General features: G+C 33.5%; 12 protein-coding genes. 6 read left to right on the top strand and 6 right to left on the bottom strand.

Translation table 11 applies throughout. The annotated features are described in order from the left end of the window. Nucleotides 1–5: 5 nt before the first annotated feature. Nucleotides 6–662: an HAD family hydrolase gene (locus ABIQ28_RS09340; protein WP_348036620.1), complete on the bottom strand. Its 657-nt coding sequence runs from the start codon at nt 660–662 to the stop codon at nt 6–8. Beyond that, complete coding sequence (locus ABIQ28_RS09335; RefSeq protein ID WP_348036619.1) at nt 646–1,617, bottom strand: ATP-grasp domain-containing protein; 972 nt, start codon at nt 1,615–1,617, stop codon at nt 646–648. Before ABIQ28_RS09335 ends, ABIQ28_RS09340 begins: the two co-directional genes overlap by 17 nt. Nucleotides 1,618–2,013: 396 nt before the next feature. Here ABIQ28_RS09335 and ABIQ28_RS09330 point away from each other — a divergent pair, with 396 nt between their 5' ends. The 5 genes from ABIQ28_RS09330 to ABIQ28_RS09310 are packed head-to-tail and all read left to right on the top strand — an operon-like array spanning nt 2,014 to nt 9,389. Next, a complete protein-coding gene (locus tag ABIQ28_RS09330; RefSeq protein WP_348036618.1) occupies nt 2,014–3,138 on the top strand; it encodes a DegT/DnrJ/EryC1/StrS family aminotransferase in 1,125 nt (374 codons plus the stop codon). Beyond that, a complete protein-coding gene (locus ABIQ28_RS09325; RefSeq protein WP_348036617.1) occupies nt 3,135–5,027 on the top strand; it encodes a nucleoside-diphosphate sugar epimerase/dehydratase in 1,893 nt (630 codons plus the stop codon). Before ABIQ28_RS09330 ends, ABIQ28_RS09325 begins: the two co-directional genes overlap by 4 nt. A gap of 33 nt (nt 5,028–5,060) precedes the next feature. Then, entirely contained in the window at nt 5,061–5,831 is a 771-nt protein-coding gene (locus ABIQ28_RS09320) for a polysaccharide biosynthesis/export family protein (RefSeq protein WP_348036616.1), read from the top strand. A 32-nt stretch (nt 5,832–5,863) separates the two neighbouring features. Next, the gene (locus ABIQ28_RS09315) at nt 5,864–8,215 is read left to right on the top strand and encodes a polysaccharide biosynthesis tyrosine autokinase (RefSeq protein WP_348036615.1); all 2,352 of its coding nucleotides are present in this window, start codon (nt 5,864–5,866) and stop codon (nt 8,213–8,215) included. A gap of 28 nt (nt 8,216–8,243) precedes the next feature. Further along, nucleotides 8,244–9,389, top strand: a complete 1,146-nt coding sequence (locus ABIQ28_RS09310; RefSeq protein WP_348036614.1) for a polysaccharide deacetylase family protein — start codon at nt 8,244–8,246, stop codon at nt 9,387–9,389. Here the strand turns inward: ABIQ28_RS09310 and ABIQ28_RS09305 are convergent, their stop codons facing one another. Beyond that, nucleotides 9,390–10,556 carry a proline dehydrogenase family protein gene (locus tag ABIQ28_RS09305; protein WP_348036613.1) on the bottom strand — a complete coding sequence of 389 codons (1,167 nt, stop codon included), beginning with the start codon at nt 10,554–10,556 and terminating at the stop codon, nt 9,390–9,392. 97 nt (nt 10,557–10,653) lie between these two features. On the opposite strand from ABIQ28_RS09305, the gene aroB reads away from it, so the two are divergent. Next, nucleotides 10,654–11,721: a 3-dehydroquinate synthase gene (gene aroB / locus ABIQ28_RS09300; protein ID WP_348036612.1), complete on the top strand. Its 1,068-nt coding sequence runs from the start codon at nt 10,654–10,656 to the stop codon at nt 11,719–11,721. Here aroB and ABIQ28_RS09295 read toward each other — a convergent pair. The 3 genes from ABIQ28_RS09295 to ABIQ28_RS09285 form a co-directional block, all read right to left on the bottom strand. Next, nucleotides 11,716–12,231, bottom strand: a complete 516-nt coding sequence (locus tag ABIQ28_RS09295) for a DinB family protein (protein WP_348036611.1) — start codon at nt 12,229–12,231, stop codon at nt 11,716–11,718. The genes aroB and ABIQ28_RS09295 overlap by 6 nt on opposite strands. Before the next feature lie 89 nt (nt 12,232–12,320). Then, on the bottom strand, nt 12,321–12,800 hold the full coding sequence (locus tag ABIQ28_RS09290; RefSeq protein ID WP_348036610.1) for a winged helix-turn-helix transcriptional regulator: 480 nt from the start codon (nt 12,798–12,800) through the stop codon (nt 12,321–12,323). A 73-nt stretch (nt 12,801–12,873) separates the two neighbouring features. After that, nucleotides 12,874–14,031: a M14 metallopeptidase family protein gene (locus ABIQ28_RS09285; RefSeq protein ID WP_348036609.1), complete on the bottom strand. Its 1,158-nt coding sequence runs from the start codon at nt 14,029–14,031 to the stop codon at nt 12,874–12,876. Nucleotides 14,032–14,307 lie beyond the last annotated feature (276 nt).

Raw genomic sequence — 14,307 nt, 5'->3', positions numbered from 1 at the left:
TCTTTTTAAATAATATTAAAGTCTTTGAAATCGATAACAAATTCATGGGGTAATTTTTGAAGGGTCATATCCTTATGAGTTTCAAAATGTATATTTTTACCATTATCAATTAAAGCCACGCTTTTCCAACCCAGAGAATTAGGTGCTATAAAATCCTTCTTTAAATTATCTGAGATATAATAATAAATCGTGCCAGTCAGTGATTTTTCGATAGCTTGAAAATTTGCAAAACAAGGCTTTTCAAAACCAATCTCATCAGAAATAATAATTTTATCAATATAATTCAAAATACCTAAGCTCTCAATTTTTGCTCGTTGTGTCTTTGATCTTCCGTCGGTTATTATACCAATTTTTCCGTTTTTTGATTTTATAGCTTCTAAGACATCTAAAACACCATCGAATAATTGAATATTTGGTTTATGGTTCCGGTACATTTCAATCAAGAGTTTGACCTCAATATTATAAGTATTGGCAGCATACTCAAATACGTTGATTTTACTTCTATATAAAGAAAACATCTTGGCATACAATAATCTCCACTCATCTGGCTCTAATAATTGAGCTATAGACTTATAGGCCGATTTCAAGTAGTCTAGTTCGTTATATAATGTGTCATCTAAATCAAAAACAACTACAGTATTATTATCAACCTTTATATCCATGTACTAAAATTTCATCGTCATAACGAATCATTAATAAATTGTTTTCCCACACATTAAATTGATCGTCAATGGTTTTTCCTAATATATACTCTTCAATTATCCATTTGATAAAATTAGCGCCAGACAAATAGGTCAAGGGATAACCTCCTCCAAACCGCGGATTAATCTCAATCCCATAAATTTTTTCGTCATCAGTTTTGTTCATAAAAAACTGAGCGGTAAGACACCCAACTGCCCCATCGATGTAGCTTAAATTTCTCCTTATAAAAGGAACTAAAGCATTATCATTTGTCACAGCCTTATAAACTTCACCATCCCTAATTTCAATTCTCTTTCTAGGCACAGCACACTTTAGTTTATAATCTTTTCCGAAGTATAAGTCACACGTGTATTCGTCATACAAATCATGGTCTAAGTATTCTAAAAACATGAGTTTCTCATTTGCAAAATGATATTCATTTAAATATTGTTTAGACTTAATGATATACGTATCGAAACTCCTGCTTCCATCTGTAGGTTTAATGAAAATTGGAATATTGTAATTGTCTTTAGTATATTCTTTGGGTGCATCTATATTATGTTCCTCAAAAAATTTATGGATGAGTCTTTTATCTCTGCATTTTGACACAAATTCAATAGAGGAAATTACAACAGCAATCCCTTGTGCTTCAAAACGAGCTTTGTTTTTTGCAAGCTCCAGTAATTCTGTATCTATTGTTGGAATGATTAGACCAATGTCATGAATTTTACAAAGATTTAATAAATAATCAATATAATTTGATTCATCTAATCTTGGGGCTTTAAAATACTCGTCCGCAACATGGCAAGCGGCAGATAGCAATGGGTCCGAATCGATAGCGTATACTTTATATGAAGGATTTATTTTTTTTAATTCTTTTTGAAATGACCTTAAGAGTGAAACTCTGCGTCCTGCTGAAGTAATTAAGATATTCATTATTTTGATTATAAATTTACTTTTTTATCAAAAATTAGTTACAAAGGTTAAATATAGCATAGATTAAGTTATCTATTTTAAAGACATGACGTAAATTCTTAAAATTAATTTATTAACTTGACTACCAGTTTCATATAATTAAAAAGTCATGATAATTATTATTGATCTCTTTTTTTGTATAAGCATTGCGTACTATAACGATTAAAACAGGTTGTAGTACTTATTTTTTAAATATTAATGACTGTTAACAACGTGAATATTTACTTCTTATCGTTTTAATTAGTGGAGTTTGAACATTATAATGGATATTTACCCATAATCTAGATCGTGTCCCAGATACCTCTATTGACATGGAATTGAACAGTAATTTGAATTATTACTTAACAATTTTAACTTATGAAACCGAAAATATGGCTATCATCACCGCATATGAGTGGTACTGAGCAATCCTACATAAACGAAGCTTTTGATTCCAATTGGGTAGCACCTTTAGGACCAAATGTTACTGGCTTTGAAATTGACTTACAATCCTACCTTAAAGCAGATCGCCATGTTTCTGCATTAGCATCCGGTACCTCTGCCTTGCATTTAAGCCTTATTTTGTTAGGCGTTGGAAATGGAGATGAGGTCATCTGTCAAAGTAAGACCTTTTCAGCTTCAGCAAATCCTATTGTTTATCAAGGGGCAAACCCAGTTTTCGTGGATAGTGAAAGAGACACTTGGAATATGTGTCCTATACAACTAGAAATAGCCATTAAAGATAGAATTTCTAAAGGGAAAAAGCCCAAAGCTATTATCGCTGTTCACTTATATGGAATGCCTTATAAGGTTGATGAAATTAATGAAATAGCAATAAAATACGAGATTCCAGTTGTTGAAGATAGTGCAGAGTCTTTAGGAAGTCATTATAAAGGTCAGAATTGTGGGACTTTTGGTGAATTCTCAATATTATCGTTCAACGGTAATAAAATCATAACTACATCTGGAGGTGGTGCTTTAGTATCAAAAACATTAAAAAATAAAGAAAAAGCAGTTTTCCTAGCAACGCAGGCACGAGATAATGCACCACATTACCTCCATTCGCATATTGGATACAATTACAGAATGTCTAATATTATTGCTGGAATTGGGCGTGGACAAATGACCATATTAGATAGTCATGTAGCAAAACGACGCGCTAATCACGAGTTTTATGCAAACGCTTTTAAACAGAATGAAAACATTACTTTCTTACAGGAACCACAAGGTCATTTTTCTAACCGTTGGTTATCTTGTATTCTTTTAAATTCTAAATCTACAAGAGAAGGTTTAAGACTAGCTCTTGAAAAAGAGAGCATAGAGTCAAGACCATTGTGGAAGCCAATGCACCAACAGCCTGTATTTAAAGATGCTCCAAGATATCTCAACGGGGTTTCAGACGACTTATTTGAAAAAGGACTCTGCCTGCCTAGTGGATCAAATTTAACCGATAATGAACGAGATAGGGTAATTACTACAATTAAATCGTATTTTAGTATATGATCTCTAAACTTCTGCATAAAGTATCTCAAAAGTATGCCCCAAAATGGTTGGTGCTACTCTTCGATTTATTAATTGTAGTAATTACATTCATTTTGGCTTATTTTATTAGGTACAATTTCAAATTGGGTTTTAATTTCAACCTAGTCATCGAACAAATTCCTTATGTACTTTTAGCCGCATTAATAAGTTTTTTAGCTGTAAGATCACACAGGGCGGTAGTGAGATTTACCGGTTTTAAGGACATTATAAACATTATTATCGGCGCAAATATTCTTGCGACAATATTGATTGTCTCAACATTCTTTAGTCGAAAATTCAATTATGATGAACTGTTTGATATTCCTGGATCCATCATATATATCCATCTTTTGCTTAATGTAGCGTTTATAATTGGTTTTAAATTATTTATAAAATCTCTTTATAACACGCTAACTAATGATTATTTACCTACTAAAAATGTTTTGATTTTTGGTGCTGGAAGTTCTGGCATGATAACTTACGATGCCATTAGTAACGATCCTCAAAACCACTATCAAGTTATTGGATTTATAGACGATAATGAAAGTAAAGTTGGCAAAAAAATAAACCTCTTACCAGTTTACAACCTAAAAAGAATAACCCCTGAACTAGTTTTAAAAAATACTATTGAAGAAGTAATCGTCTCAATTCAAAATATTGATCCAACACGTTTACTTCAAATTACTGGGTATTTATTTGATTTAGGACTTCTTGTAAAGATTGTTCCTCCGCTACAAAGTTGGATCGATGGTGATTTGAGTATTGGCCAAATTAAAAACGTCAATATTGAGGATTTATTAGGGAGAGACCCCATATCCATAATTAATCCGGCACTAATTGATGAATATGAAAATAAAATAATACTCATTACAGGTGCCGCTGGATCTATTGGTAGTGAAATTTCCAGAAAAGTTAGTCGTTATAATTATAAAAAGTTAATTCTTTTAGATAATGCAGAGTCCGCTCTTTATGACCTTCAACAAGAATTTAAGCAACGAGGATTAGAGAATATCGAAGCTATCATTGCGGATGTTCGGAACAAGACTAGAATAGATCAAATATTTAATCAATATAAACCCAAAGTGGTTTTCCATGCTGCAGCTTACAAGCACGTGCCATTAATGGAAAATAACCCCTTTGAAGCCGTTAGTGTTAATATTGGAGGCACTTCAAATGTGGCGGATATATCAGTGAAGCACATTGTGGATAAATTTGTATTAATATCAACAGACAAAGCAGTAAATCCAACAAATGTTATGGGAGCCACAAAACGCATCGCAGAGCTCTATGTGACATGTCTCAAAGAAAAAGGGCATACAAAATTCATAACCACAAGGTTTGGAAATGTCTTAGGCTCCAATGGATCCGTAATCCCATTATTTAAAAAACAAATTGAAAATGGCGGCCCTTTAACGGTGACCCATAAAGATATTATGCGTTACTTTATGACTATTCCTGAAGCTTGCCAGCTTGTTTTAGAAGCAGCTGCTATGGGTAATGGTGGCGAAATTTTCGTATTTGATATGGGAGAACCCGTTAAGATTTTTAATCTTGCTACAAATATGATCATCCTATCTGGCCTGCGCTATCCTGAAGACATAGATATCAAAATCACTGGTTTAAGGCCAGGCGAAAAGATTTACGAAGAGTTATTAGCAAATGGAGAAAACACCACGAAAACATATCATGAAAAAATAATGATAGCAAAGTCAAGACCTATAGATATTATAAATGTAGAAAAACAAATAAATAAACTATCTACTGTAAACTCTCTAACTCAACCCTTAGAAATAGTGTCTTTTATAAAAACTCTAATTCCCGAATATATTTCCAATAATTCAACATACGAAGTCTTAGATAATAAAAAATAATCTACATTAAACCATACATATAAAACTACTCAAATGAAAATTCGTTTATTTACACTCACAGTCTTGGTAATTATGGCCACCTCTTGCGCTTCCCGAAAGGACATAGCGTACTTCCAGGATAGACCATTAAGCGATGGCTATATTGACTCCGCACCTGAGCAACTTATTTATAAACCTGATGACATTTTAACTATCAACGTCTCTGCAGCCGACCCTATAGCGGCACAGCCGTTCAATTTATCCATAGTCTCAGAAAGCGACGATCTAATTAATGCATCAGGTCGAACTAGAATGCAGACATATTTAATAGACTATAATGGAAATATTGAATTTCCTGTTTTGGGCACTTTACATATCGCTGGAATAACAAGAATAGCTCTTACCGCTATGCTGAAAGAAAAAATAAGCGAATATGCGAAGGATCCTATTGTAAACGTTAGGCTCGTTAACTTTACGATAACTGTTATTGGAGAAGTCTCACGACCAGGCACATTTACAATACAGGACGAACGTATTTCCTTACCAGAAGCTCTCGGTTTGGCCAATGATTTAACCATTTTTGGAAAACGTAAAAATGTCCTTCTCATTCGTGAAGTTGATGGTAAAAAAAAGTTTGCAAAAATTGATTTGACTTCGGTAAATACTGTAAGCTCACCACTCTATTATTTACAGCAGAACGACGTCATAATTGTAGAACAAAATAATGCCAGAATACGCTCAGCTAATTACAATCAAAATAATGCGGTACTCATTTCAGCGATAGGCACGTTAACTACAATAGTAGCCGTGTTTTTGATTAAATAACTTATTAATATTAAAATTTTATAAAATGTAAAATGGATACATCTACAAATGAATTAAAAAAAACATTAGACATCTATCTTTCTAAATGGAAATTAATATTATTTTTTGTAATTACAGCTATAGTTTTAGCATACGGTTATCTTCGATATACTACATATCTATACCAAGCTTCTGCAACTGTTAAAATTAAGGATGAACAACAATCTCAGAAACTGCCAAGTATGGCCGAAATAACCAGTGGTGGTCTTTTTTCTGGTGGGGCAAATAAAATAAAAGATGAAATTGAAGTTATGACTTCAAGAACTATAATTGCAAATATCGTAAAAAACTTAAAGCTTAATATTAGATATTATGAACAAGGAAAAATTAAGGAAATGGAGTTATATGAAAATGCTCCTATAAAATTAAATTTTTTTGCAAGTGATTCAATCGTTCATAAAGTAGATACTACTCTTTTTATTAAGGTTAAATCCCAATCAGAATTTTTAATGTTTAAAGATAATGGGAAATCTATTATAGAGCGTGATGACTCTGAAGGAAAATCATTTTCTTTTGGAGATCGGATTAAAACAGGATTTGGTGATTTAGTGATAGTGCCAAATATTGGAAAGTTCGCTCCACATAAAGGAAGTAATTTAAAGGTTTCAATAAAGCCTGTGACTTCAATGGTCAATAGTTACCAGCCCGCTATTTTGACTTCGACAGTGGACGGATCGAGCGTGATCAAATTGACACTAAAAGACAATATTCCGAATAGAGCTGTTGATATACTCAATCAGGTCATTAGGGAATACAATAATGATGTCATTACAGATAAAGAAGACGTCATAAAAGTAACTTCTGATTTTATTAATAATCGCTTAGAATTGGTTTTTAAAGAATTAGAAGAAGTGGACTTTACAGCAGAGCAACTTCAAAAAAGAAATAACTTAACGGCTCTCGGATCACAAGCCAATATTTATTTAGAAAGCGAGAAACAAAATGAATTTCAAATAAATAACACCGCGAATACGATTCAATTAATAGACTATTTACGACAAGAATTAAAAGAAAAGAATAAGAATTCTGATTTATTGCCATCAAATCTTGGGATTGCTGATGCAAACGTTAATCAAGTTACAAAAAGTCATAATGAATTAGTAGCTCAGCGTGATAGAATATTGAAGAATTCAACTGAAAAAAACCCGGTTGTGATCAACTTAAACAATCAAATTGATGCCTTAAAAAATAATTTAGAGAGTTCTTTAGAGAACATGAAAAAGACTAGCGAGATTACCCTCACTAGTCTTACTAAAGAGGATGCTAGAATTAGAGGGCAATTGTATTCGGCACCAACAAAACAAAGACAACTGCGCGATATTGAACGTCAACAAAACATCAAAGAGTCACTCTACCTGTACTTGTTAGAGAAACGTGAAGAATCAGCAATCAGTCTAGGTATGTTTACTGCTAATGCTAAAGTTATTGATACGGCCTATTCAACTTATTTGCCCATAGCTCCAAATAAAATGATAACATATTTAGCAGCTATACTATTGGGATTAATGCTTCCAATTGGCTTTATTTACATAAACGATCTACTAGACACAAAGATTCATGATAAAGACGACTTAATGAAACTCCTTACCATTCCGTATATAGGAGATATTCCAATGACTAGTAAAAAAACGAAACTCATAAATAAAGTCGACTACTCCGCCAAGGCGGAAGCCTTCCGAATTTTACGGTCAAATATTGATTTTTTATTAAAAGACCAGGTTGCGAAAACAAAAAAAATATTCATAACTTCAACCCGAGCAGAAGAAGGAAAGTCACACACCAGTACTAATTTAGCATCCTCCATTTCTTTTTCAGAAAAATCCGTCCTTTTAATCGAAATGGACATTCGTGTGCCTAAAATAATGCAATATCTGAAAGAGAAACCTTCAACCTCAATTGGTTTATCAGAATTTTTAGCTGATAAAACGTTGAAACCCTGTCAGATTTTGAATAAGCTTAAGGATAATGAATTTTTGGATGTTATTGCCTCCGGAACCATTCCGCCTAACCCTTCTGAACTTTTGATAAGTGAGAGAGTTCAAGAGTTATTTGATTATTTCGAAGATAAATATGATTATATAATTGTGGATACCTCTGCTGTGGGATTGGTAAGTGACACCCTAATCATCTCTAAATTTGCCGATATGTTTATATATGTTGTCAGTGCTGATAATATAGACAAGAGACAATTGGTTGCTGTTGCAAAACCACTGTTTGATGACCATAGACTACCAAAAATGAATTTGTTATTAAACGGAACAAATTTTGACAAAAAAGGTTATGGCTATGGTTATGGATATGGATCTGAACCCAATAAAAAATGGTATCAATTTTCAAAAAAGTAAATTATATCCTTAAATTAAAAGATTTATTATGGCTGTCTTAATGTTTCACAGTATTGGATGTGAGAATGAAAACTGGTATCGCAATTGGCTTTCTGTTTCTATAGACCATTTTGAACATTTTTGTAAATATTTGGTTAAAAATAATTACGAAACAATCTTTTTAGATGAATGGTATGAAAATAAAAATAATTCCACTAAAAAAAATCAGATTGTTATTACATTTGATGACGGTTATTTAGATAATTGGGTTTACGCCTTCCCAATATTAAAAAAGTATAATTTACGAGGAACCATATTTATAAATCCAGAATTTATTGATGATTCGAATGAAATTAGAAGCAATTTAAATGATGTATGGGATAAGAAAATAGAGCAAACGCAATTATCTCCTCTTGGATTTCTTAATTGGAGTGAGTTGCACCAAATGCAAACTTCCGGTGTAATGGATATCCAATCACACAGTATGAGTCATAATTTCTATTTCCACTCCAATAACATAAAAGATATATATAACGGTCAACCACAATATGATTGGATGGCTTGGATAAATCAACCCAATAGAAAATCTTTTTACGCTATAGAGAGCCAAGAACATTATGTTCCAAATGGAAGTCCAATATTTGATTTTGGAAGAGCTTTAGGATTAAGACGCTATTTTCCAGATGACGAGTTAGTAAAATATGCCATTGAAATGTATTCGAATAATGAAGAATTGAAAGATAAAGCCTTATTAATAGCAAAGTTAAATGAAATGCTTAATACATATCCTGGAGCATATGAAACAGATGAGGAAATGGAAAAAAGATATCGTTATGAGCTTTTTGAAAGCAAGAGGCTACTGGAGGAAAATCTTAATAAGGATATTAATTTTTTGTGCTGGCCAGGAGGTGGATATAACGAATTAAGTCTTAATTTATCTATCGAAGCCGGTTACAAAGCTTCAACCGGTTCATTTAAGAATAAACCTTATTTTAATGATGAAACGGGAAATTATAAAAACATTCCCCGTTTTGCAATGACTTCTTTTATTTCAACACCTAGAAAGTATCATTATATGGAAAACCCTTACTTTCTTGTTAATTTATTTAAATATCATAATGGAAATACTTTTAATAAGTATCTCTATCGAGCGAATAAATTAGGTCTTTTAATTTCGGATAAGATATTTAAATAACTACTCTTTACGTCGCTTCCGCTCTTTCTTAAGCAACATTAGCTCCCTACTCGTTTGTCCCGCAACCGACGTATTCTCTTCAGCGCGTCGTATCAAATAAGGCATCACATCCCTAACTGGCCCAAATGGCACATATTTAGCGACATTATAACCTATTGCTGCCAGATTAAAGCTAATATGATCGCTCATCCCGTAAAGTTGCCCAAACCATACACGGTTGTCAGTTTTGTCTATATGCAATTGCTGCATCAGGTCCATTGCCAAGTAACAGCTTTGCTCGTTATGTGTTCCGATAAACAGTGAAATAGTGTCTAGATTTCTCAGAATATAATCTAAGGTGGCATCAAAATTTAAATCTGTTGTTTCCTTGGTGGCACAAATAGGCGAAGCATAACCTTTTTCTTCTGCTCTCTCACGCTCTTTCTCCATATAGGCGCCACGCACAATCTTTACACCAATGGTAAAATCATCTTTTTTTGCGCGTTCATGAAGTGCTTTAAGGTAATCTAACCGATCCCATCTGTACAATTGTAAGGTATTAAAAACAATAGGAATTCCTGTATTATACTTTCGCATCATGTCTTCACACAAATCATCAACAGCGTCCTGCATCCAGCTTTCTTCGGCATCGATCAAAATTTCAACATCTTTTTCTTTGGCCAACTTACACACCTTATCATAACGTGCCACCACTCTATCCCACTCTTCTTGTTCTTGCGGGGTAAATGGTTTACCTTCTCCTTTCTTTTGATATAAAAAAGATCTACCAAACCCTGTAGGCTTAAATACCGAGATAGGCATAGATTTCCGCTCATCTGTAAAATTGATGATCTTCATCGTTTTTTCCATCGCAGCATCAAAATGTGACTCCGTTTCTTTTCCTTCTACTGAAAAGTCCAAAACGGAACTCACACCGTTGACGTACATCCTATCGATAACTGGCAAACAATCCTCTTCATTGATGCCTCCGCAAAAATGGTCAAAAACTGTCGCTCTAATTAATCCCTTTACTGGCAAGTGCGCTTTCAAGGCAAAATTTGTTGCTGCGGTGCCTATCCTTACTAAAGGTTGATGGGAAATCATCTTAAACAAAAAGTAAGCGCGTTCCAGCTCTGAATCACTTTTTAAACGAAAAGCGACTTCGGTATTTTCAAAAATTTCTGACATAGCTATTATAAAAAAATAAAAGCAAATTTAATTATTCATTTGTGATTAATTAATTAAAAACTGCTTATTTTCAACCTTTAATAAAGTTACTAAACAAATGACCTCAATTATCACTGATTCCTATGCCGTTCACTTTAATACCACGGGATATGAAGAACTAAACAACTATCTGAAAGACAATCGTTTTTCAAAAATATTTATTATCGTTGACAACAATACGCATGTCCATTGCTTACCACATTTTATGAGTAAATTAGAAACAGATTTGGACTGCGAAATCATCGAAATTGAAGCAGGCGAAGCCAATAAAAACATAGATACCTGCGTTGGCGTCTGGAATGCACTGTCAGAATTGGGCGCCGACCGAAAAAGTCTCATCATTAATGTAGGTGGCGGCGTTGTTACTGATTTGGGCGGCTTTGTCGCTTGTACCTTTAAGCGCGGTTTGAAATATATAAATGTTCCTACCTCGCTTTTGGCAATGGTGGATGCTTCTGTTGGAGGAAAAACCGGCGTGGATTTGGGCGCTCTTAAAAATCAGGTTGGTGTGATTTCTTCAGGAGATATGGTACTTGTGGACACCAGCTTTTTAGACACACTTCCTCAAAATCATTTAAAAAGTGGTTTGGCTGAAATGTTGAAACACGGGCTTATTTATGACCCACTATACTGGAGCAAATTTTTAGACCTAAACAACTTATCCTTAAGGGATTTAGATGATTTAATTCACGAATCAGTTGAAATAAAAAAAACGATTGTCACTGAAGATCCATTTGAGCATGGTTTGCGTAAAACACTCAATTTCGGACATACTTTAGGCCATGCCATTGAGTCTTATTTTTTAAGTGAAACAGATAAGCAAGAATTGCTTCATGGAGAAGCTATTGCTATTGGCATGATAATGGAAACCTATATTTCTGCGGAATTATTAGACTTTCCTAAAAATGAGATGGAAACTATAAAACAAACCTTTCTTAAAATTTTCAACAAAGTTTCGATTGAAGCCTCAGATCATGATGCCATAATTGATCTTTTAAAATATGACAAAAAGAACGAACATGGCAACATCAATTTTGTGTTATTGGAAAAGATTGGCGTACCTAAAATAGATTGTTTGGTAGAAAACGAATTGCTTATTAAGGCCTTCGAATACTACAAATCATAGATACCGTTCTTTTATAATTTGAAGATGATGATTTTCATGGCCCACAATTATAAACGCAGTTGCCCTAACAGAAAGACTGCTATTGTTAGCAATACCTCTTGCCGCCAACACTTCGTGATTAAAACCAGTGAATAAGGATATAGTTGCCATTCTCACAGTCTCGTATTCTGACAACAGATCTTCGATGCTTCTGTTGTCAGCATAACCATGACTAACAAAAACATCTTGATCAAAACCAGGCAACTCAGTTTTATCATTTCTGGCAATGCACAGCGCGCGATATGCAAATACCCGCTCTGTATCAATTAAATGCAAAATAATTTCTTTAACGCTCCATTTGCCTTCAGCGTAACGAAAAGAAAGTTTATTTATATCAATACTTTTAATAAAGGAAGCTACCGATTTACGATTGCGTTTTAAAGCATCCAATAGTTCTATATCCTCGACCTTATCAATATAGGGTTGATAATAACTATTGTAGTCATCTGAATCTAGCTCACTTCTCAACATAAAAAAGCATTTAACTGTTATTTTTAAAAAAAAACACCCTTTAGTGATTGCTCAAAATAGGGTGCATAGTTATCAAAAGTCCTAAAACATTACATCTCGTTAAAAATCGAATGCATTAAGCGCTTTTTATCATTTATGCTCTCCTCTAATGAAATCATAGTTTCTGTTCTGTAAATACCTTCGATATCATCTAACATAAAAATAATATCCTTGGCATGTGAAGTGTTTTTAGCCCTTACTTTACAGAAAATATTAAATTTTCCTGTAGTAATATGCGCTACCGTAACAAATGGAATTTCATTAATACGCTCTAAAACAAATTTTGTTTGCGAAGTATTATTCAAGAAAATCCCAACGTAAGCAATAAATGAATAACCAAGTTTTTTATAATCTAAGGTTAAGGATGAGCCCTGGATAATACCTGCCTCTTCCATTTTTTTGACACGAACATGAACCGTTCCTGCCGAAATCACTAATTTTTTAGCTATATCCGTAAACGGAACCCGTGTATTATCAATTAACATGTCTAAAATCTGATGATCAATTTCATCTAACTTGAACTTTCCCATTTTTGTGAATTATTAAATTTTTTACAAAAATAATAGAAATTTATTGAAGATAATACACCGAAACCTAGATATTTTATACTAATAGCGAGTGTTTTTCAGTATTCACAAACACGAAATCGATTGCGAGCCCCTCTTTTAACTTCACATTAACATCATTAAATACCAATTGCTCATGGGCATCAATTTCTTTGTGACCAAAAAAGAGATCCAAATCTGAAATTTTTTCGATTTTAGGAATAAAAGTGACCTGATTTCGATCAAGTTTCTCCTCGTATTGAATTGCAACATCTAAAATCTCATAGCCCACACCCCTTTTCAGCTTCGCGTTTCGAATAATAATGTCGTAAAACAGCTTTTCGTTTTGCGGGATTTTCAAGTACTCAGTCTCATTTATCCCCTCTATGGTGTTAAAAGCAATCTCGATCACCGCAATCCATAGCGATTGGAATATCAAGCCTCTTACCTTATCGCGAGCGTAGTCGCCAGGATAGTGTCCAGCTTCAAACAAAATGGTTGGAGCGTTTAGCACCTGAAAGGTATCCCCAACACAATTAATATTGAATGCGTCATCATATACCCCCACTTGACCAGGGATTTGTTTTTGCAAGTGCTCATTCATCTTAACAATAACGTCCATTGCTTTTTTACGGGTTTCCGTAATCGAACAAATCTCATCTTGAGCTGGCGCTAAAAAGGAAACAGTTGCAGGCTTATCAAATGCGCCAGCGCTAAAAATAGTACGCTGGCCATGAAGATTAAAACAGAAATCCGGTTTAAAATTCTCAAAACACTCTCTAAGCACTCTGCTTTCTGGCTGCGTCAAATTTTGCGCATCCCTATTTAAGTCCACTCCGTTTGCATTTAGACGGGTGTAAGATCTTGATCCATCCGGACTCAACATTGGAATAATGCCAATAGTACATTTATCCAAAAGCTTTTTAACGGTTTCGTTTTTTGAGTCAGCCAAAACATTCAATAAATCAAATATTGCTTTGGTGGTTGTGCTTTCGTTTCCGTGCATTTGAGACCACATTAAAATTCTTTTTTCACCAGATCCGATTTTTATAAAATGAATGTTTTCATTTAAAACCGACTTTCCAATAACCGTCACTTCAAAATATTTATTGTGTTTTTCAAGAAGGTTTTTTATGTGATCGGCATTAATATAACGGCCAAAAAGCGCTGGCTCTTGGAAGTGTTCAAAATCAATATTTATGTATGCTTTAGTCATATGAATTAATTGTGCTACAAATGTAAACAATTGATTATTTACATTTGTAAACAAGAAAACTCATCGCTTTTGTTTACAAAACTATACAGATGACTTATGAAGATGAAGTCAAACCATGCCTTCAAAGCAATGAAGGTGATCGCGTTTTAAATAAACATGCAAACAAATTATAATCAGTGTATTGTGTGTATTTATATAAAGTTAAAATTTAAGTCAGCTTAACAATATTTACTATCCTATAGCAATAAAAGGATTCTATTTATTACATTTGTAACA

Source organism: Gelidibacter sp., assembly GCF_039916245.1.
Taxonomy (GTDB): domain Bacteria; phylum Bacteroidota; class Bacteroidia; order Flavobacteriales; family Flavobacteriaceae; genus Gelidibacter.
Note: the sequence above shows the minus strand (reverse complement) of the source record. Positions and strands in the feature narration are given on the sequence as shown.

Bases quoted from the DNA above. Each gene is read 5' to 3' on its own strand.
- ABIQ28_RS09340 (WP_348036620.1), bottom strand. From the start codon at position 662: ATGGATATAAAGGTTGATAATAATACTGTAGTTGTTTTTGATTTAGAT.
- ABIQ28_RS09335 (WP_348036619.1), bottom strand. From the start codon at position 1,617: ATGAATATCTTAATTACTTCAGCAGGACGCAGAGTTTCACTCTTAAGG.
- ABIQ28_RS09330 (WP_348036618.1), top strand. From the start codon at position 2,014: ATGAAACCGAAAATATGGCTATCATCACCGCATATGAGTGGTACTGAG.
- ABIQ28_RS09325 (WP_348036617.1), top strand. From the start codon at position 3,135: ATGATCTCTAAACTTCTGCATAAAGTATCTCAAAAGTATGCCCCAAAA.
- ABIQ28_RS09320 (WP_348036616.1), top strand. From the start codon at position 5,061: ATGAAAATTCGTTTATTTACACTCACAGTCTTGGTAATTATGGCCACC.
- ABIQ28_RS09315 (WP_348036615.1), top strand. From the start codon at position 5,864: ATGGATACATCTACAAATGAATTAAAAAAAACATTAGACATCTATCTT.
- ABIQ28_RS09310 (WP_348036614.1), top strand. From the start codon at position 8,244: ATGGCTGTCTTAATGTTTCACAGTATTGGATGTGAGAATGAAAACTGG.
- ABIQ28_RS09305 (WP_348036613.1), bottom strand. From the start codon at position 10,556: ATGTCAGAAATTTTTGAAAATACCGAAGTCGCTTTTCGTTTAAAAAGT.
- aroB (WP_348036612.1), top strand. From the start codon at position 10,654: ATGACCTCAATTATCACTGATTCCTATGCCGTTCACTTTAATACCACG.
- ABIQ28_RS09295 (WP_348036611.1), bottom strand. From the start codon at position 12,231: ATGTTGAGAAGTGAGCTAGATTCAGATGACTACAATAGTTATTATCAA.
- ABIQ28_RS09290 (WP_348036610.1), bottom strand. From the start codon at position 12,800: ATGGGAAAGTTCAAGTTAGATGAAATTGATCATCAGATTTTAGACATG.
- ABIQ28_RS09285 (WP_348036609.1), bottom strand. From the start codon at position 14,031: ATGACTAAAGCATACATAAATATTGATTTTGAACACTTCCAAGAGCCA.